Genomic DNA, 19,772 nt, shown 5'->3' on the forward strand with positions numbered 1-19,772 from the left:
ACCTCAATGATTGGTATTGGTGCCTTAGCCAACCTGATTACAACCAGATTGGCGCTTCAGCCTACTGCTCGTCTCGTTTAGAGTGCTTCGTTTTCTTTGGCTTACTGTGAGGCTTTTTCTTGCTGGCTTTTCTCACCTTAGGCTTCTTTTTTCCTTCAGTGTCACCACGCTTAGATTCATGCTTAGCGCCGTTACGCTTGCTTCCCGCTTCACTTCTCTCCGGACGTTTCGTCGGTTCGATAGCAGGAACCGCACGTGTCGCGCCACTTTCTAGAGATGAAGAACGACTTGCTGTGCGTTTTTTCTCTTTGGCTTTACGTTTTGCTTCCGCTGCTCGTTTCTTAGCAGTCTTACCTTCGCCGCGTAGCTTACGACTTGTTTCGACCAATTCAAAGTCAATTTGCTTGTCATCCAGGTTAACGGCCAGCACTTTGACTTTCACCGAGTCGCCTAATCGATAAATTAAGCCAAAGCTTTCGCCGATAAGTCTTTGACCAATAGGATCATACTGGTAGTAGTCGTTCGCTAAGTTCGAAATGTGTACCAAACCGTCGATATGTAAATCAGTTAAGCGAACAAAGAAGCCGAAGCTGGTTACATTGGCAATTACGCCGTCTAACTCGTCACCAACGTGATCTTGCATGTACTCGCACTTCAACCAGTCGGACACATCACGGGTCGCATCGTCCGCTCGGCGTTCTGTCATGGAGCATTGCTCACCATAGAAGTCCATGTCATCGAAAGAGTAGTGATAACCACCAGTTGGTGTCCATCTATCTTGGTTGCGGCCTTCATGTTTCGCAATCAGATACTTGATTGCCCGGTGCAACAATAAGTCAGGATAACGACGAATTGGTGAAGTAAAGTGTGCGTAACGCTGCAACGCCAGACCAAAGTGCCCTGCATTGTCGGCATTATACACTGCCTGCTTCATTGAGCGCAGCAGCATGGTCTGAATCAGTTCCTGATCCGGGCGATCACCCACCTGACTCATCAGATGCGCATAGTCTGTTGGTGACGGCTCAAGACCACCACCCAATTCCAGTCCCAGTTCAGCCAGAAACTCACGGAAGCCCATCAGACGTTCTTCACCTGGAGTTTCATGGATACGGTATAACGCTGGTTCTTTCGCTTTTTCTACCAGAGAAGCCGACGCAATGTTTGCCATGATCATACATTCTTCGATCAATTTGTGTGCATCGTTACGCTCCAGCGGTTCAATGCTCTCAATCTTACGCTCAGCATTGAAAATAAACTTAGTTTCAACGGTTTCGAACTCAATCGCACCACGCTGCTCACGAGCACCTTTGAGCACTTTATACATACGGTGCAACTCTTCCAGATGCGGGACCAGCTCTTTGTAACGCTCACGCAGTTCTTCGTCACCTTCCAAAATGTTATGCACTTTGGTGTAAGTCAAACGAGCATGTGAGTTCATCACCGCTTCGTAATGCTTGTAACCAGACAACTTACCGGTGTCCGAGATAGTCATCTCACACACCATACACAAGCGATCCACTTGTGGGTTCAAGGAGCAAAGACCGTTGGAGAGCACTTCTGGCAGCATCGGAACTACCTGAGACGGGAAGTACACTGAGTTACCGCGGATAATCGCTTCTTTATCCAGTGCAGAGTCAGGACGTACGTAGTAACTTACATCAGCAATTGCAACCCAGAGACGCCAGCCACCGCTTTTCTTCTTCTCACAGAACACGGCGTCATCAAAGTCACGAGCGTCTTCACCATCAATCGTAACCAATGGCAAGTCGCGCAGGTCAACACGCCCGACTTTGGCTTCTTCCGGAACTTCTTCCGTTAAGTTGGCAATCTGCTGATCAACCTCTACAGGCCATACATGTGGAATTTGATGAGTGCGGATCGCAATTTGTGTTTCCATGCCCGGCGCCATATTTTCGCCCAGCACTTCAACCACTTGCCCCATCATACCGCGCGAGCGTGAACCGCGATCGGTAATTTCGATCACGACAACATTACCCATGCGGGCACCCGCTTTGTGCTCATTCGGGATCAGAATATCGTGGCTGATGCGCGAATCATCTGGCACGACATACGAGTAGCCGTATTCGAGGAAGAAACGCCCAACAATTTGATCATTGCGCTCTTCCAGAACGCGCACCAAGCGACCTTCACGGCGACCACGCTTACTGTTGTCGGTCGGTTGAACCAGCACGAAATCACCATGGATAATGTTCTTCATCTGATGGTGAGGCAGCAAAATATCATCATCCTTGCCGACGCTGCCTTCTGGGCGCACCCAACCGTGACCATCTTTGTGGCCAATCACGTAACCTTTCACCATTTCAAGTTTTTCAGGCAATGCGTAGCACTGACGGCGGGTAAACACCAACTGACCATCTCGTTCCATGGCACGTAAACGACGACGCAACCCTTCGTATTGCTCTTCGCCATCAAGCTGTAGCGCTTCGAACAAATCATTGCGGTTCATTGGAACACCCGCTTGTTCAAGGAACTCGATGATAAACTCTCGGCTTGGGATTGGATTTTCGTAATTCTGGGATTCACGATCTGCGAAAGGATCGTTTGGAATATTGTCTGACATAGGCACGCCTATCTAGCAAGGAAGGTATAGAGCTAGTATATCCGAGTCTCTCGATAACCTACAGAATTGCTTTGAAAAAAGAATGATCGGGATCGACTCTCAGCGGCAAGTTGGTTTATGGTCGCTCTAGTAAGATCAAAAGCTCAGAGTTGTCACGGATTAACTCGTCGATCGTGCAGTAATCCAGTTCAGCCAGGAAAGCACTTTTTGCTTTCGCTAACTTATCTTTTAGCCGACATGCCGGAGTGATGTGGCAAAAATCTGCACTGCAGTTCACCAAGTCTAACGGTTCAAGATCGCGTACAACACCGCCAACGGTAATCTCGGCAGCAGGTTTCATTAAACGAATACCACCATTTTTACCACGCACCGTCTGTACGTAGCCTAACTGCCCTAATCGATTGATTACTTTAACCATATGGTTACGTGACACACCAAATAAATCCGTCACTTCAGTAATATTGGTTAACTCGTCTTTTGGCAATGAAGCCAGATAGATCAAGGTTCTCAGCGCGTAATCTGTGAAGCTGGTTAACTGCATATTGCTATCCTCTCTAATAACAAAAGTGTAATTCGATTCTTGATCGAAAGATAGATTTGAGATACAACTTTAAACATGCATTATAAATACAACTTAAATTAGGAAGCCAGTATGCTCAGCAACCAAACCATCGAAATCGTAAAAGCAACCGCACCACTTATCGCACAAACCGGACCAAAGCTGACTGCGCATTTTTATGATCGTATGTTTAACCACAACCCTGAACTGAAAGACATTTTCAATATGAGCAATCAGCGTAACGGAGATCAACGTGAAGCACTGTTCAACGCGATCTGCGCGTATGCTGCAAATATTGAAAATCTGCCAGCATTGCTTGGCGCTGTAGAAAAGATAGCTCATAAACACACAAGTTTTTTGATAACGAAAGATCAGTACCAAATCGTCGGTACACACCTGCTCGCAACCATCGATGAACTGTTCAATCCGGGTCAAGAAGTATTAGACGCGTGGGCTGAAGCATACGGTGTTCTGGCAAACGTGTTTATTCAACGAGAAGAGCAAATTTATCAAGCGAATGAGGCTCTGGATGGTGGTTGGCGTGGTCAGCGCGAGTTTGAGTTAGTCGCAAAACAACCGGAAAGTGAACACATCTGCAGTTTTATGTTTAAACCGACAGACGGTGACAAAGTCGCGCCATTTAAGCCTGGGCAGTATTTAGGCATTTACATCAATAGCGATAAGTTTGATAACCAGGAGATCCGCCAATACAGCCTTTCGTCAGCCGCACAGGAGAACACATACCGTATTTCAGTGAAACGCGAGCAAAACGGTAAAGTATCGAACTTCTTACATGATGAACTTAACGTCGGCGATAAAGTAAAACTGGTCGCCCCAGCGGGTGACTTTTTTATGGATGTTGAAGCTGATACTCCGGTGGTACTGATTTCTGCTGGCGTTGGTTTGACACCTACCCTCTCGATGCTTGAGAGCTTATCTGAACATCAAGCGCCGGTGACATGGGTACATGCAACGGAAAATGGCCAGCAACACGCGTTCAAACAACATGTAAGTCAGCTTGTTGATTCGAAGGAAAACATGGATGCTGTTGTTTGGTATAACCAACCTACTGCAGAAGATAAGCATGGTGAGGACTACCACTTCACGGGATTTGTTAGTCTGAAAGAGATCGAAACGGCGCTGAAGCAAAGCAATGTTCAAGTATACTTCTGTGGTCCGGTAGGTTTTATGCAACATGTAGCCAAGCAACTGCAAGAAATTGGCGTTCCGCAAGATCAGTTTCACTACGAGTGTTTTGGCCCGCATAAAGTGATTTAAGGCTAGGCCTTATCCTGTAAAAGCAACCAAGCCCACTCGAAGTGGGCTTGGTTGTATGAAGTGACAGAGCATTGTTGGGATTTACCAGAACGTATCTCTTCGCTTAGCACGCGCGATGATGTTCTGTGGCATACGCTGTTCGAGGCCATCTCGCAGGATAGCGATACGCTTGTGCTGCATTTTATCTGCCGTTACTGAGTTATATAACCAGCGATAAGCATCTTCATAGTCTAGCGGGCTACCGTAATCGCGCAGAAGCAACTCAGCAAGGTGAATACGAGCATTTAAGTTGCCCATAGAGGCCGCTTCTCGCAGATACGGAATAGCACGTTCTTTGTCTTGCTGAACCAGCGTACCAAGAGAATAGTAACGTCCAATTTGTTCAAGCGCGGCAGGTAAACCTTGGCGTGCAGCGTTTTCCATATAGTAAAGCCCGAGCTCCACGTCTTGCTCAACGCAAACGCCCCACGCAAGCATGTCACCATAAAGGAATTCATACGCAGGCAGACTAATTCGAGTCGCACGAGCAACGATATCTTCAACCAGCTGGCAGTTATCAGCGCGGACACGCTGTAAGTGCTTATTCTGCTCAATAAGCTTTATCAGTTCTGCTTCGGTATAGATAGGAACTGGTGCTCCGACATCAGCGGCACTCGCCCCTGATGCTGTCGTAGTCAGCATCAGTAACAGTGAAGCAGCCACTGTTCGTAACTTCATAAACGTACTCTCAAGGTGTCTGAAAACAAAAGATCGCCGAAAGATCTCCTCTGCTTAATAAGCTTATCGGCAAAGAGCCACTGAGCTTTAGACAAAAATTGCCTCTCGCTCAAACACAGCGGCAAGAGATTGCCACATTGAGATGCTTATTCCACAACTTAAGAATTTTCATCAGACACAAAAAAGCCGACCTTTTGGTCGGCTTTTTCAATCTCTAACGAGTATCAATTAAGATTCAAATGGGTGAACCTTGATGATAGTTTCGTTACGGTCTGGACCAGTTGAGATGATGTCTACTGGTACGCCTGTTAGCTCTTCGATACGCTTGATGTAGTCTAGAGCCGCTTTTGGTAGCGCGTCTAGCGACTTAGCACCAAAGGTGTTTTCAGACCAGCCTGGCATTGTTTCGTAGATTGGCGTTGCCTTTTCGAATGCTTCAGCCGCCATTGGAGAAACTTCCATTACAGAGCCATCTTCCATCTTGTAACCTGTACAGATTTTTAGCTCTTCCAGACCATCTAGTACGTCTAGCTTAGTTAGACAGAAACCAGAAACTGAGTTGATCTGGATTGCGCGACGCATTGCAACAGCATCGAACCAACCAGTACGACGTAAACGACCAGTTGTTGCACCGAACTCATGACCAACAGTACCTAGATGCTTACCAACTGGATCTTGCTTGTCTTTGCCATCGTATAGTTCAGTCGGGAATGGACCAGCACCTACACGAGTACAGTAAGCTTTCGCGATACCAAGGATGTAACCAATGTGACGAGGACCAAAACCAGAACCTGCAGCAACACCACCAGCAGTCGTGTTAGAAGAAGTTACGTATGGGTAAGTACCATGGTCGATATCTAGCAGTGTACCTTGAGCACCTTCGAACATGATCTTGTCGCCGCGCTTACGTGCTGCGTCTAGTTCGTCAGTTACATCGATAACCATTGAAGTTAGTAGCTCAGCATAACCTTTCGCTTCTTCAAGTACTGCTTCGTAGCTTACTGGCTCAACTTTGTAGAAGTTCACTAGCTGGAAGTTATGTAATTCCATTACTTCCTTTAGCTTTTCAGCGAACGTATCCATATCGAATAGATCGCCAACGCGTAGACCACGACGAGCAACTTTATCTTCGTATGCTGGACCAATACCACGTCCTGTTGTACCGATAGCTTTTTTACCGCGAGCGATTTCGCGAGCTTGGTCCATTGCAACGTGGTAAGGAAGAATGAGAGGACATGCTTCAGAAATGAAAAGACGATCGCGTACTGGAATACCGCGCTCTTCAAGAGGTTGCATTTCTTTAAGTAGAGCTTCAGGCGATAGTACTACACCGTTACCGATAACACATTTTACGTTATCGCGAAGGATACCTGATGGAATTAAATGAAGAACGGTTTTTTCACCGTCAATTACGAGTGTGTGACCTGCATTGTGACCGCCTTGGTAGCGTACCACGTACTTTGCATCTTCAGTTAAAAGGTCAACAATTTTACCTTTACCTTCGTCACCCCATTGGGTGCCTAGAACGACTACGTTATTTCCCATCTTTCCAAGTCTGATTGCTAGTTAAAAATGGATTCTAGCACCGAATCGGTATTCTTGCAGTCATTTTTTGTTCACAGACTCAGAGTCTTGTTGCATTCGTACATTTCGAAATCAGCATATCACTGATAATATTTAGCTTTATGAATTTAAATGGAAAGCGTTATGTCTGAGTCAATATGGATGGCGATAGGGCTCGTTTTGATTGTTGAAGGTATCGGCCCACTTATCGCGCCAAATGGCTGGCGCAATATGGTTGCCCAATTGAGTGAGCAACCCAACAACCAGCTGCGCCGTATCGGTGGATGTCTGGTCGTTGCCGGAGCAGTGATCGCTATTATGATGAGTTAGCAAGATAGCTCCCGGACCTACAGAAACAAAAAAGGCTCCTGATGGAGCCTTTTAGCTATTGAACGGTTCTTTTACTCAGCTTTTCCACCTTTCGAGTTGTTCATGTACTGGAAGAAGTCGCTCTTCGGATCCAGAACAAGGATGTCGCTCTTAGAGCTGAACGATTTTTCATATGCTCTTAGAGAACGCAGGAAACTGAAGAATTCAGGCTCCTTGTTGTAAGCATTTGCGTAAATCTTCGCAGCTTCTGCATCCGCTTCACCTCGTGTTACACGAGCTGTTTTGTCTGCTTCAGCCAGAATGGTTGCCACTTCAAGCTCTGCTTGAGCGCGAATAACTTCTGCTTTTTCACGACCTTGAGAACGGTGTTTACGAGCTACCGACTCACGCTCAGCACGCATACGGCGGTAGATAGATTCACTGATCTCATCAGGCAGGTTGATTTTCTTCATACGGAAATCAACAACACGAACGCCTAAGTCTTTCATCGCGCTCTGGCGCGTGTCTGTCAACACGTTAGACATGACTAGGTCACGCTCACCATCAATTTCTAGTGCTTCACGCGCTGCTTCAGTGGTCACTTCATCGCTGCTTGCATCTTCTGGTAACACATCGTTATTACGTGGGCCAGACACGATTTGCTTGATTTCACGAGCACCGATTTCAGAACGAAGCACGTCAGTTACTTTACGCTCAAGAAGTGCTTCTGCCGTTAGTGAGTTGCCACCACCTGTTGCCAGGTAGTAAAGACCAAAATCTTCAATACGCCACTTTACGTAGGTATCAATGATTACGTCTTTTTTCTCAGACGTTACAAAACGGTCAGCACGTCCATCCATTGTCTGGATACGTGCATCAAGAGTTTTTACACGATCAAACAGTGGCATTTTGAAATGCAGACCCGGCTCGTAAATTCGAGTGATGTCGTTGCTGTCTTTAAGAACACGACCAAATCGAACCACAATACCGCGTTCACCTTCAGGAATCACAAACAGAGACATCAGTAACAATGCTAGGGCTATTACCAATACAGGGATCATTAACTTACGCATTCTTAGTATCTCCCTTGACGTGAACCAGTTGAACGAGACTGCGAGTCCGACGCATCTTCTTGTGGGCGATCAGACTCTAGTTGAATTTGATCGTAGGATGAAGAAGACTTCAATTTACGTTTAGTGTCGGCTTGGCCTTCTTGTCCAGCCAACTTATCAATTGGCAGGTACAGAAGGTTACCACTTGATTCAGAGTCAATCAGCACTTTCGAGGTGCTTGAATAAACTTCTTCCATAGCATCAATGTACAGACGATCACGAGTTACTCGAGGAGCTGCTTGGTATTCTGGTAGTAGTTGTTCAAACTGTGCTACCTGACCAAGTGCTTCGTTGGTTACACGCTCGCTGTAACCTTGCGCTTCTTTCTTCAAACGCTCAGCACGACCTGTTGCTTTCGGCAAAATCTCGTTTTTATATGCTTCTGCTTCGCGGATGAAACGCTCTTCATCCTCACGCGCTGCAATAGCATCATCAAACGCATCTTTCACTTGCTCTGGCGGACGAGCAGACTGGAAGTTCACGTCAACAAGCACAAGACCCATATCATAGCTATCGATAATTTGGTTCAGTGTTTCTTGGGTAGTTTGACGAATTTGCTGACGGCCGCTGGTTAGGATGCTATCCATCAGCGAGTCACCAATTACTGCACGCAGCGCAGAATCCGTCGCCTGACGTAAACTGTCGTCTGCATTAGTTACACGATACAAATACTTGTACGGGTCAGTAACACGGTACTGAACATCCATACCCACCGTTACGACGTTTTCGTCTTTAGTCAGCATTAGACCAGAGGCACGAAGTGAACGAATCGCCTGTACGTTAACCGCTTCATATTCATCAATAAAACGAGGGCGCCAGTTAAGACCTGGGTCTACGATACGATCGTATTTACCTAAACGCAGCACAACACCACGTTCTGCTTCACCGATGGTGTAAAAACCAGCGAAGAACCAAACCGCAACAGCAATAAGTGCAATGACACCAAAGCCAATTGCGCTACCACCGCCGCCGATAGAAGAACCACCGCCACCTTTTTTACCAAATTTGCCGCCCAGCTTTTGACTCAGTTTGTTGAACACTTCATCTAAATCTGGCGGACCTTGATCTCGGCCACCACCAGGACGCTGGCCACCACGATTATTATTACCCCAAGGGTCGTTATCGCGGCCATTGTTGCCGTTGTTATTTCCAGGCTCATTCCACGCCATTAGAAAGCTCCATCATTTGATATGACGTTATACTGTAGCAGTCCTTTAAGTGACTATAAAGTCAGTCAAAACTGCCCCTTCTCTTTTTTCAAGTCTAGACCAATCTACGTGCTGCATTCGAATATTGATCAACAAGTTACCTTCCTGGTCATATTCTTCACGCTGAATACACTTCATTTGGAAAAATGTACTGCGGAACCGTCCTTGATACTGTGGAGGAATACACAGTTGAAGCTCAACCATTTGTGACGCGAGACGTTCGGTCAACGCATCAAACAGGAGATCGATGCCTATTCCTTCCATTGCAGATACCCAAACCGCGCGAGGTATGCCTTCCTCATCACGTTCTATTCGTGGTTGCTGCGAATCTAGATTGTCGATTTTGTTCATCACTAGCAGACTCGGCACTTCATGTGCATCGATCTCTTCTAGTACTTCATGAACAGCTTGAATATTCTCACGAAAACGCTCATCACTGGCATCAACAACATGTAACAAAATGTCAGCTTCTTGCGTTTCTTGCAAGGTTGCTTTAAATGCAGCGACTAAGTCGTGAGGCAAATGTCGAATAAAACCAACCGTATCTGCAAGTATGGCAGGTCCAACATCCGCTAACTCAATCTTACGTAATGTAGGATCCAAAGTTGCAAACAACTGGTCTGCCGCATATACACCCGCTTCAGTGATGCGGTTAAACAGTGTCGACTTACCTGCGTTGGTGTAACCCACGAGAGAAACCGTTGGGATTTCTGCTCGACTTCGGGCGCGTCGCCCTTGTTCACGCTGCTTGGCCACTTTTTCTAAGCGACGAAGAATGGTTTTGATTCTTTCACGCAATAATCGACGGTCGGTTTCCAGCTGGGTTTCACCAGGGCCACGTAAACCGATACCACCTTTCTGCCTTTCAAGGTGCGTCCAACCACGAATCAAACGAGTAGAGATATGACGAAGTTGAGCCAGCTCTACCTGTAGCTTACCTTCATGTGTTCGAGCTCGTTGAGCAAATATATCGAGGATGAGACCAGTGCGGTCGAGAACTCGACATTTGCACAGTATTTCGAGGTTACGTTCTTGGGCAGGAGAGAGGGAGTGATTAAAAATCACAATTTCAGCACCATCTAATTGTACCGCAGTAGCAATTTCCTGAGCTTTACCCTCTCCGACATAGTATTTCGGGTGTGGGGATTGACGACTACCAGTAATCACTTGTAGCGTCTCTACCCCAGCGGAAGAAGCCAGCATTTCGAACTCAGCCAGATCTTCCCATTCACCTTCTTGCGTGAAGTTGATATGAACAAGTACGGCTCGCTCACCGGATTCATAACGGTCAAACAAGCAATCAACTCCTTACTTTAAAAAATACTCGATGAAGAATTAATCTTCTGATTTATCTTGTGGACGATCACCTTGTGGACGCTCACCGCTGTGATGGCTCACTGGACGAGCTGGCACAACTGTTGAAATCGCGTGCTTGTACACCATTTGGTTAACTGTGTTTTTCAATAGGATCACGAACTGATCGAATGATTCGATCTGACCTTGCAATTTAATGCCGTTCACAAGATAGATAGAAACTGGAATACGCTCACGACGTAGCGCGTTTAGAAATGGGTCTTGTAGAGATTGCCCCTTAGCCATTTTATTTTCCTTATTTAATTTGTAGTTGTAATTATTTAGCTAGTGGTGCACTGCAAAAAAGTACTGCTTTTGCATCTGAGCTAAACGAATCAAAAATGCACTCTAAGTAATTAGCAGCATAGTATAAAACCGCCAACTACTGATCCCTAGAGAGTGCGTTCACGCAAAAACGATCACATTATACACAGCTATCTCAATCAGATGCTATTGCTTCCGAAATGGTTTCGAGAGACTGTTCAATGTTATCACTATCTAACCAAGTTAAGTCATCCCAGCTGCGTAACCAGGTGATTTGACGCTTGGCCAATTGACGAGTCGCACATATACCACGAAACACCGCTTCTTCGCGGGTGCAGTCCCCGTCTAAATACTCCCACATCTGTCTGTAACCTACGCATCGAATAGATGGAAGATCCGGATGAAGATCTTGTCGCGCATACAACGCTTTCATTTCATCTTCGAATCCCGCTTCCATCATTTTTTCAAAGCGCAGTTCAATGCGACGGTGAAGTTCTGCCCTATCCTTGGGAGCTATTGCAAACTGCTTGACCCGGTACGGCAGGCTTTCACCTTTCGTTTGAGTCAATTCAGTAAGAGTTTTACCTGAAATTCGGAAAACTTCCAATGCCCTAGATAAACGCTGAGGATCATTGGGGTGAATTCTCGCCGCAGATACAGGATCAACCTCTTTGAGTTCATCGTGCAACACCGACCAACCTTTAGTCAATGCTTCTTGCTCAATTTGCTGACGAATTTCAGGATTTGCAGCAGGAAGAGGTGATAAGCCTTCAAGTAATGCTTTGTAATACAGCATGGTACCGCCAACAAGCAACGGAATTTTCCCTTCTGCAACAATATCATCCATCGCCTGTAAGGCATCACGACGAAAGTCTGCCGCTGAGTAGGACTCACTCGGATCCAAGATATCTATTAATCGATGAGGCGCTAAGCTTAGCTCGCGCTCGTCAGGCTTGGCAGTACCAATGTCCATCCCTTTGTAGATCAATGCAGAATCTACACTGATGATCTCAACCGGGAACTTTTGACGTAATCGAATCGCAAGCTCTGTCTTACCTGATGCAGTTGGCCCCATTAAAAAAAGAGCCAAAGGTAGTTTTTCTGTCATGGTGTTAATTTGGCTATCGTGGCAGAGAAATCAACAGCAGATACGAATGTAGTATCTTCTAATGGCAACTGGCCATGTCTCAACTGTTCAAGTTCCGCAATAATTTGAATGGCTTCGGAGAGAGTATAGTGGCTCTTCACTTTAGTTACCTGTAAAGCGAGCCAATCGACCAGCGCTGAAAGCATCTGATTCGTAGCCATCTCCTCCTTTACCCACGTTTGCGCGTAAGATAACAGATCTGGCACCAAATTTTGCAAGTTTTGTTGGCGTAATGGCGCAGGTACACCCATGACCATTAAAGCCTTGTCATTTCTGGCTTTCAACTGAATACCAAGTTGCGCAAAATCTTGCTGATAATCCTGTGCCAACTTGACCAGTTCAGTATCCAATTTTATCGATAACGGTACGAGCAATGGTTGTGCTTTTAATGCACCTTCAGATGGCGTTAGCTGGCCTTTTATTCGGTAGAATTCCGCTCTTGGTAATGAAACTAATGCAACGCCGCTGTCACTACTCATCAAAACAAATTGCTCATCTACCACTGCCAATGCTTTCCCCAATGCAGTGACCTGAGGCAACGGCGCTTGTTCAATCCGTGTACCGACCGAACTATCAGCAGGTGTAGCTTTAGGCTCAAAGTCTGGCGTTTGTAGCAGCTCATGATAAGCACGCACTTCTTGTTTACTTGGTGCGGGTTCAACATGACGCTCTTTACTGTGCGTCGGTTTCAGGGCTGGCTTGGATTCAATCCAGTCCGAGCGCTTGTAGGCATCTGACTGGCGACCTTCTCGCACAGAAGAATCAATCGAAGAACGCTCGCGAGGTTTAGTTTCATAATCACTTCGGCCCGGATAAGCCGGTGTATTATCTATCGCTTGATACACGCGCTCAGGCACTGGCGACGATACGCTCGCGGTCTCTGACGACATTTCGGAATCCGTATGACTATCGCTATTCTTCTGAGAAAGATCTGAATGATGAAACGCAGATTCATTAACGTGCGGCTTTTCTATCACCGCGCTTTGCACCAGCGCATCCGCCAAGGCCTGATAGATAAAATCATGCACCAATCGCGCCTGATGGAAACGAACTTCATGCTTTGCCGGATGGACATTCACGTCAACCTGATGAGGATCGAGCTCAATAAACAGAACATACGCAGCAAACTGATCCGGTTTTAAGCTCATTTCATAGCTTTGACGGATGGCGTGATTAATCAGCTTGTCACGCATCATACGTCCATTCACATAACAATATTGCAAATCACTTTGCTGACGAGCGCCTTCCGGAGTGGTGATCCAACCATGCAGTTTTAAGCCTTGATGCTCTAGCTCAATACGCAGCATGTGACGAACAAACGCATTGCCACAGACCGCAGCAATACGCTTTTCGGTTTGAAGCGGATTTTTTGCCGCACGATACTGGCGAACGATTTTTCCGTTATGGCGAACGTTAATCGACACGTCGAAACGGCTTAATGCAATGCGCTTTAACAGCTCATCAATGTGGGTGAATTCCGTTTTCTCTGTACGAAGAAATTTACGACGGGCCGGTGTATTGAAAAAGAGATCCAATACTTCAACCGTTGTCCCAATGGGATGAGCCGCAGGTTGCAGCTTAACCTGCATCTCACGACCTTCGGAATAGGCACTCCATGCTTCCTCTTGCACCGCAGGACGCGAGGTAAGTGTAAGGCGAGAAACCGAGCTTATACTCGCTAACGCCTCGCCTCGAAAGCCTAAGCTCATGATCGCTTCTAAATCATCCAAGGTATGAATCTTGGACGTCGCATGACGACTCAATGCCAACCCCAGCTCATCTTTCGCGATACCTTTGCCGTTATCACGAACACGAATAAGCTTAGTGCCCCCTTTTTCGATATCGATATCGATTCGAGTGGCACCTGAATCAAGGCTATTCTCAACCAGTTCTTTAATAACAGAGGCTGGTCTTTCGACCACTTCCCCTGCCGCAATTTGGTTGGCGAGCCTGGCTGGCAGAATTTTAATCGTCATAACGCGTTAAAGCTCACTTACTTATTTGGAATGATCAGAACTTGCCCTACTGCGAGCTGATCTGAACGTAAGTTGTTTGCCTGACGAATACTCTCCACGCTCACACCATACTGAGAAGCTATCTTACCAAGATAATCACCTCGTGAGACTTTGTGCTTACGGATTGGCTTATCTTTTACCGCGACAGTGATCTTAAGTTTCTGACCTACCCATAATGTATCCGATTTCAGACTGTTTTCTCGGCGAATGTCAGAAACCTTCACTTTGTAATGGCTGGCAATTTTACCTAAGAACTCACCCGGCTTAACAGTATGAATGATGCTTTCAGTCTCAACCGTAATTGGTTTGCTCGGTACTTGAATCGTTCCTGCGGAAGGAATTAGAAGTTTTTGACCCACAACTAAGCCAGTCGATTTCAAACGATTCTCGGACATCAGCGCGTTCGTACTGACACCGTATTTATTCGCGATCACCGATAAGGATTCACCACTCTTAACAATGTGTATCATTGACTGAGAAGGTGATGAGAACACCGTGCCTTCTGGCGGGTTGTCTTTCAGATACTTAACAACGGCTTTTGTAATCGCCTGCGCCAGCTTGTCTTGATGCGCGCGCTGGAAGAGTAGCTGCTCTTCCGTTGGGTTAGAGATAAAGCCGGTTTCTACCAACACCGATGGAATTTGTGGAGAACGCAACACGGCCAGACTAGTATTAATTGGCTTAGCATTGTGCAAATGCGCAACACGCCCCATTTCACCCAGGATATCTGTCGCTAGTTTGTAACCTTCTTTTTGTGAATGGCTAAACTGCAGATCCAGCAAGGTTTGGTTAACGTTGCGATCTTTAGTATTGGTGACAAAAGCATTGCCTGAACCACCTAAAAGTTCAGATTGTTTTTCATGGTTCTCGACCCAACGAGCAATCTCGGTATTAGCACGACGCGTATTCAGCACAAACACCGATCCACCGCGAGGATTCGGAGACGTAAACGCATCCGCGTGAATAGAGATCAACAAATGTGCATCATTTTCACGCGCGATTGCCACACGTCGATTGAGGTTGACAAAGTAGTCCCCAGTTCGTGTCAGGCGGGCTTTGACGCCCGGCGTTGCATTGAGTTGAGCTGAAATCTTACGAGAGATACTCAATACCGCATCTTTTTCAAATTTACGGCGTGACGGACCAATCGAACCAGGATCCTCACCTCCATGACCAGGGTCGATAACGATCAGCACTTCTTGAGCACGTTGTACTGAGCTCATGTCTTTGCTCGTAGTGGTTTTTTCTGCCGGTTTTGATTCCGACGTCGCAGCTTTGTTGCCATGCGGCAGATCAACAACTAATCGGTGGCCATATTGCCCGCCCGGAGTCGGACTCAATTTGAAAAGATCAGCTTGGACACTTTTCTTCAGCTCAAAAACCAGACGATAAGTCCCCGTTTCTGGAGGAGAGCTTTGTCGTACCAATTTCAAAACTGGGCTATCAGACACCGTCACCGGTAATTTGGCTTGCATGGTGGTGTCTTTCAAATCGACGACCAGGCGATCCGGTCCAGACAATGAGAAATAGGAGTAGTCAGCTTCCGAGCCTAAATCGATGACAACACGAGTCTCATCCGGTGAAGGCCAAACTCGGAAACTATTAACGACGTTAGCAAACGCTAAATTGGGGATGATAAGGAGAGCAGCGGCGACAAACGTCGCCACTGCTTTAAAATTTGAAAAACTCAACATAACTCCAATCGACTGAGTAACTGCACACCATAATCATTATTCGCTGTTAGTTCGGCTACACGCTCCTCACCTTGGTAGCGAATGTTCACATCAAGATCGGGCTTCGGCAATAAGCCGTGCCCTTTTTCTGGCCATTCAACCAAACAAATCGCATCATCGGTGAAATAATCTCGAATCCCCATGAACTCAAGCTCTTCAGGATCGGCAAGGCGATAAAGATCAAAATGGTAAACCTGCCACTTATCCAACTGATAAGGTTCAACCAAAGTGTAAGTTGGACTTTTGACGTTTCCTTGATGTCCAAGAGCACGGACAAAACCACGACTAAAAGTTGTTTTACCTGCACCCAAATCACCATGCAGATAAATTGTCGTTTGTTGAGAACAAAGCTGAGCCAATGCGGTGCCCAGTGCTACCGTTTCTTGCTCATCTTTCAAATTAAAGTGTTTCGTGCTCATTGATGCTTCTCTAACTAATGATCGTTGACTATATAAAAATCAAAAGAACAGGAATATTAAACTGTGTTGGTTTTGGGAGACAAGCTTTCAAATGTCATATATGCGAAAAAAGTAGCCAAAAAACTGTATCTTATTGACCGAATGTTCACTTCAGGCAATAAGAGTTTAACTCACCTTTATAAGAATGCTGCGGATAGCAAAAGGTTCCATTATAAATAAGTGATTATTCTCGCGATAATACGATCAGGCTACGCCTTGATGATTTTTTGGCATGTAGGCTTACCTGAAATACTTCGACTTTACGGTAGCACCAATGAAAGAGATCCGTTAAGATCCGCCCCCCATTTATCTCGGTGGCACGCATGAACTACGAACAACTCGCACAACAAATCAAAATTTGGGGAAAAGAGCTCGGCTTTCAAAAAGTCGGCATTTGCGATGTTGATCTTAGTGAACATGAAGTCGCATTGCAGAAATGGCTCGATGCGGGCTATCACGGTTCAATGGACTGGATGGCACGTCACGGCATGATGCGCGCGAGGCCAAATGAGCTACTGCCGGGTACAGTGCGTGTCATTAGCGCGCGAATGGATTACCTGCCACCTGAAGCTCAATTCGCTTCTAACCTTGCCAATAAAAATCACGCATACATCAGTCGCTATGCGCTTGGACGTGACTATCACAAACTAGTGAGAAAGCAGCTCAATAAACTCGGTAAATTAATCGAAGAAGAAGTCGGTCAGTTTGGCTACCGTCCTTTTGTTGATTCTGCACCCATATTAGAGCGTCCTCTAGCTCAAAAAGCAGGATTAGGTTGGACAGGAAAACACTCACTTATTTTAGATAAAGAGTGTGGGTCTTGGTTCTTTCTAGGTGAGTTGCTCGTTGATTTACCTCTGCCAGTCGATCAGCCAAGTGTTGAACAGTGTGAAAAATGCAAAGCCTGCATTACCTCTTGCCCAACACAAGCCATCGTAGAAGATAAGATCGTGGATGCTCGACGTTGCATCTCGTATCTCACCATTGAGTTTGATGGTGTGATTCCAGAAGAGTTTCGCAAACCTATGGGCAACCGTATTTACGGCTGCGATGACTGCCAACTTGTCTGTCCTTGGAATCGGTATGCCGATATCACCGAACAAGAAGATTTTCACCGTCGTGATAGTTTCCAACATCCCGACTTGGTCGACATGTTTTACTGGGATGAAACAACGTTTTTAAGAAACATGGAAGGCTCCGCGATTCGCCGAATAGGCCACTTGCAATGGCTACGCAATATTGCAGTTGCGCTTGGCAATGCAGAATACAGCCAGAGGGTCATTGATGCATTGACGTCTCGCCAAGGTGAAAGTGAATTACTTGATGAACACATTAACTGGGCACTGGCTCAGCACCTCAATCAAGTTCCTGGACAAGGGAGCGAGTCAATTGAGACGAAAAGAAAACGTTTAATCAGAATTATCGAGAAAGGCTTAACGAGAGACGCATAATGCGTAGTCTATATGCAAAAGATTGAAAATACTTTTTGCATGCGCAATCCTTGACCTCGTTCTCAATTTTGAAATGTGGAAAAAAATTTGAGATTCGGTAAAAAATGGGGCAGATAAAAAAGTTAAACACAATCGTAGTAAATGATTAGGATCAAAAAAACACAATCTAATGATCGTATTTTAACGTATCCGATCCAGAAAAAAACCAGACTTTTCCTTATTTAACAGTAAGTTAAAAAAAACTTCACGCCATCAGAAATATCTGCCAGACAAAAGATCTTCGTTTACTAACAAAAAATGTCACGCTAAAAACACTTTATCAACTAACTTATCCACAGAACGTTGTATGTGGATAACTCTGTTAATGAAAGATAGTATAACGCTCCGCATACCAGAGTACTCTTGTGCCTTCCGATTCATATTATGTTTTAAACACAAACGAAAACGTCCGACATCATATAATGCGGATTAAACTTTAGTTTTAGGGGATTCATGCTTCACAGCATAATGAAAAGAGCAATGTGGATTGGTTGCAAGAGCCTGATGAGAACCGGGCAGAGCATCCGTCGATGGCTTGAGGGTTATGAAATTCTTAACCACCCGTACTATCGTTTGAAATTGGTTGCGGGAGCCGGATTTGAACCGACGACCTTCGGGTTATGAGCCCGACGAGCTACCAAGCTGCTCCATCCCGCGTCCGTGTATTATTGCTTATGCAATAATTAAAACTGGAGCGACACACGAGGTTCGAACTCGTGACCTCAACCTTGGCAAGGTTGCGCTCTACCAACTGAGCTAGTGTCGCATATCACTGTTAAGCACAATGAGGGCTATATGTTTGGAGCGACACACGAGGTTCGAACTCGTGACCTCAACCTTGGCAAGGTTGCGCTCTACCAACTGAGCTAGTGTCGCATGTCACTGTTAAGCACAATGAGGGCTATGAGTTTGGAGCGACACACGAGGTTCGAACTCGTGACCTCAACCTTGGCAAGGTTGCGCTCTACCAACTGAGCTAGTGTCGCATATTCTCGGAAGAGAATTGGTTGCGGGAGCCGGATTTGAACCGACGACCTTCGGGTTATGAGCCCGACGAGCTACCAGGCTGCTCCATCCCGCGTCCATAATCATCATTCAAAGCATGATGAAAGCTTTTTATATTGGAGCGACACACGAGGTTCGAACTCGTGACCTCAACCTTGGCAAGGTTGCGCTCTACCAACTGAGCTAGTGTCGCATGATTAACCGCTATTGCGTTTAATCTGAATTTGGTTGCGGGAGCTGGATTTGAACCAACGACCTTCGGGTTATGAGCCCGACGAGCTACCAAGCTGCTCCATCCCGCGTCCGTAATCATCATTCAAAGCATGATGACAGCTTATCAAACTGGAGCGACACACGAGGTTCGAACTCGTGACCTCAACCTTGGCAAGGTTGCGCTCTACCAACTGAGCTAGTGTCGCATGATTAACCGCTATTGCGTTCAATCTTAATTTGGTTGCGAGGGCCGGGATTTGATCCGGGCGGCGCATCCGTCGACGGCCTGAGGGTTATGAAAAATAACAATCAAACTGTCTTAAATTTGGTTGCGGGGGCCGGATTTGAACCGACGACCTTCGGGTTATGAGCCCGACGAGCTACCAAGCTGCTCCACCCCGCGTCCGTATTGTGTCACCGTTAAGTACGATGAAAACTTAGCTTTCTTTTTAAAGAAAGAATTTGGAGCGACACACGAGGTTCGAACTCGTGACCTCAACCTTGGCAAGGTTGCGCTCTACCAACTGAGCTAGTGTCGCATGATTAACCGCTATTGCGTTCAATCTAAATTTGGTTGCGGGAGCTGGATTTGAACCAACGACCTTCGGGTTATGAGCCCGACGAGCTACCAAGCTGCTCCATCCCGCGTCCGTAATCATCATTCAAAGCATGATGACAGCTTATCAAACTGGAGCGACACACGAGGTTCGAACTCGTGACCTCAACCTTGGCAAGGTTGCGCTCTACCAACTGAGCTAGTGTCGCAT

15 protein-coding genes and 12 tRNA genes are annotated in these 19,772 nt (G+C 46.1%); 3 read left to right on the forward strand and 24 right to left on the reverse strand.

Annotated features, from left to right (window positions below; genetic code table 11):
- Nucleotides 1-61 precede the first annotated feature (61 nt).
- Nucleotides 62-2,581 carry a ribonuclease R gene (gene rnr, locus WJM94_RS23150; RefSeq protein WP_444496521.1) on the reverse strand — a complete coding sequence of 840 codons (2,520 nt, stop codon included), beginning with the start codon at nt 2,579-2,581 and terminating at the stop codon, nt 62-64.
- Between the two features lie 115 nt (nt 2,582-2,696).
- A complete protein-coding gene (gene nsrR / locus WJM94_RS23155; protein ID WP_444496522.1) occupies nt 2,697-3,122 on the reverse strand; it encodes a nitric oxide-sensing transcriptional repressor NsrR in 426 nt (141 codons plus the stop codon).
- Between the two features lie 111 nt (nt 3,123-3,233).
- Between nsrR and hmpA the strand changes: the two genes are divergently transcribed.
- The gene (gene hmpA / locus WJM94_RS23160) at nt 3,234-4,418 is read left to right on the forward strand and encodes an NO-inducible flavohemoprotein (protein ID WP_444496523.1); all 1,185 of its coding nucleotides are present in this window, start codon (nt 3,234-3,236) and stop codon (nt 4,416-4,418) included.
- Between the two features lie 81 nt (nt 4,419-4,499).
- Here hmpA and motX read toward each other — a convergent pair whose 3' ends face one another.
- Both motX and WJM94_RS23170 read right to left on the reverse strand, forming a co-directional pair.
- Nucleotides 4,500-5,135: a flagellar protein MotX gene (gene motX / locus WJM94_RS23165; RefSeq protein WP_444496524.1), complete on the reverse strand. Its 636-nt coding sequence runs from the start codon at nt 5,133-5,135 to the stop codon at nt 4,500-4,502.
- A 228-nt stretch (nt 5,136-5,363) separates the two neighbouring features.
- A complete protein-coding gene (locus WJM94_RS23170; protein ID WP_444496525.1) occupies nt 5,364-6,680 on the reverse strand; it encodes an adenylosuccinate synthase in 1,317 nt (438 codons plus the stop codon).
- Nucleotides 6,681-6,842: 162 nt separating this feature from the next.
- On the opposite strand from WJM94_RS23170, the gene WJM94_RS23175 reads away from it, so the two are divergent.
- The gene (locus WJM94_RS23175; protein ID WP_444496526.1) at nt 6,843-7,028 is read left to right on the forward strand and encodes a DUF2065 domain-containing protein; all 186 of its coding nucleotides are present in this window, start codon (nt 6,843-6,845) and stop codon (nt 7,026-7,028) included.
- Between the two features lie 71 nt (nt 7,029-7,099).
- Here WJM94_RS23175 and hflC read toward each other — a convergent pair whose 3' ends face one another.
- The 8 genes from hflC to tsaE form a co-directional block, all read right to left on the reverse strand.
- Entirely contained in the window at nt 7,100-8,080 is a 981-nt protein-coding gene (gene hflC / locus WJM94_RS23180; protein ID WP_444496527.1) for a protease modulator HflC, read from the reverse strand.
- Nucleotides 8,081-8,082: 2 nt separating this feature from the next.
- Nucleotides 8,083-9,288 carry an FtsH protease activity modulator HflK gene (gene hflK, locus WJM94_RS23185; protein WP_444496528.1) on the reverse strand — a complete coding sequence of 402 codons (1,206 nt, stop codon included), beginning with the start codon at nt 9,286-9,288 and terminating at the stop codon, nt 8,083-8,085.
- A 45-nt stretch (nt 9,289-9,333) separates the two neighbouring features.
- Nucleotides 9,334-10,623 (reverse strand): ribosome rescue GTPase HflX, encoded by a 1,290-nt coding sequence (gene hflX, locus WJM94_RS23190; protein WP_444496529.1) that lies wholly within the window; start codon nt 10,621-10,623, stop codon nt 9,334-9,336.
- 39 nt (nt 10,624-10,662) lie between these two features.
- Nucleotides 10,663-10,926, reverse strand: a complete 264-nt coding sequence (gene hfq, locus WJM94_RS23195) for an RNA chaperone Hfq (RefSeq protein WP_444496530.1) — start codon at nt 10,924-10,926, stop codon at nt 10,663-10,665.
- Between the two features lie 193 nt (nt 10,927-11,119).
- Nucleotides 11,120-12,052, reverse strand: coding sequence for a tRNA (adenosine(37)-N6)-dimethylallyltransferase MiaA (gene miaA / locus WJM94_RS23200; protein ID WP_444496531.1), 933 nt, complete (start codon nt 12,050-12,052; stop codon nt 11,120-11,122).
- A complete protein-coding gene (gene mutL, locus WJM94_RS23205; RefSeq protein ID WP_444496532.1) occupies nt 12,049-14,067 on the reverse strand; it encodes a DNA mismatch repair endonuclease MutL in 2,019 nt (672 codons plus the stop codon). The genes miaA and mutL overlap by 4 nt, the downstream gene beginning before the upstream one ends.
- A gap of 17 nt (nt 14,068-14,084) precedes the next feature.
- Nucleotides 14,085-15,800, reverse strand: a complete 1,716-nt coding sequence (locus tag WJM94_RS23210) for an N-acetylmuramoyl-L-alanine amidase (protein WP_444496533.1) — start codon at nt 15,798-15,800, stop codon at nt 14,085-14,087.
- Nucleotides 15,794-16,258 carry a tRNA (adenosine(37)-N6)-threonylcarbamoyltransferase complex ATPase subunit type 1 TsaE gene (gene tsaE / locus WJM94_RS23215; RefSeq protein ID WP_444496534.1) on the reverse strand — a complete coding sequence of 155 codons (465 nt, stop codon included), beginning with the start codon at nt 16,256-16,258 and terminating at the stop codon, nt 15,794-15,796. Before tsaE ends, WJM94_RS23210 begins: the two co-directional genes overlap by 7 nt.
- Nucleotides 16,259-16,620: 362 nt before the next feature.
- Here tsaE and queG point away from each other — a divergent pair, with 362 nt between their 5' ends.
- Nucleotides 16,621-17,748, forward strand: coding sequence for a tRNA epoxyqueuosine(34) reductase QueG (queG, locus tag WJM94_RS23220; RefSeq protein ID WP_444496535.1), 1,128 nt, complete (start codon nt 16,621-16,623; stop codon nt 17,746-17,748).
- A gap of 619 nt (nt 17,749-18,367) precedes the next feature.
- Here queG and WJM94_RS23225 read toward each other — a convergent pair.
- The 12 genes from WJM94_RS23225 to WJM94_RS23280 all read right to left on the reverse strand — a co-directional run bounded on the left by WJM94_RS23225 (nt 18,368) and on the right by WJM94_RS23280 (nt 19,770).
- Nucleotides 18,368-18,444, reverse strand: a tRNA-Met gene (locus tag WJM94_RS23225).
- Between the two features lie 33 nt (nt 18,445-18,477).
- Nucleotides 18,478-18,553 (reverse strand) — tRNA-Gly (locus WJM94_RS23230).
- 34 nt (nt 18,554-18,587) lie between these two features.
- Nucleotides 18,588-18,663 (reverse strand) — tRNA-Gly (locus WJM94_RS23235).
- Nucleotides 18,664-18,697: 34 nt separating this feature from the next.
- Nucleotides 18,698-18,773 (reverse strand) — tRNA-Gly (locus WJM94_RS23240).
- 18 nt (nt 18,774-18,791) lie between these two features.
- A tRNA-Met gene (locus WJM94_RS23245) sits at nt 18,792-18,868 on the reverse strand.
- A 41-nt stretch (nt 18,869-18,909) separates the two neighbouring features.
- Nucleotides 18,910-18,985, reverse strand: a tRNA-Gly gene (locus WJM94_RS23250).
- Nucleotides 18,986-19,017: 32 nt separating this feature from the next.
- Nucleotides 19,018-19,094: transfer RNA gene (locus tag WJM94_RS23255), tRNA-Met, on the reverse strand.
- Nucleotides 19,095-19,135: 41 nt separating this feature from the next.
- Nucleotides 19,136-19,211: transfer RNA gene (locus tag WJM94_RS23260), tRNA-Gly, on the reverse strand.
- 120 nt (nt 19,212-19,331) lie between these two features.
- Nucleotides 19,332-19,408 (reverse strand) — tRNA-Met (locus WJM94_RS23265).
- Nucleotides 19,409-19,468: 60 nt separating this feature from the next.
- Nucleotides 19,469-19,544: transfer RNA gene (locus tag WJM94_RS23270), tRNA-Gly, on the reverse strand.
- Nucleotides 19,545-19,576: 32 nt separating this feature from the next.
- Nucleotides 19,577-19,653 (reverse strand) — tRNA-Met (locus tag WJM94_RS23275).
- Between the two features lie 41 nt (nt 19,654-19,694).
- Nucleotides 19,695-19,770 (reverse strand) — tRNA-Gly (locus tag WJM94_RS23280).
- Nucleotides 19,771-19,772: the final 2 nt, after the last annotated feature.

This window comes from Vibrio sp. YIC-376 (assembly GCF_052353105.1).
GTDB lineage: Bacteria > Pseudomonadota > Gammaproteobacteria > Enterobacterales > Vibrionaceae > Vibrio.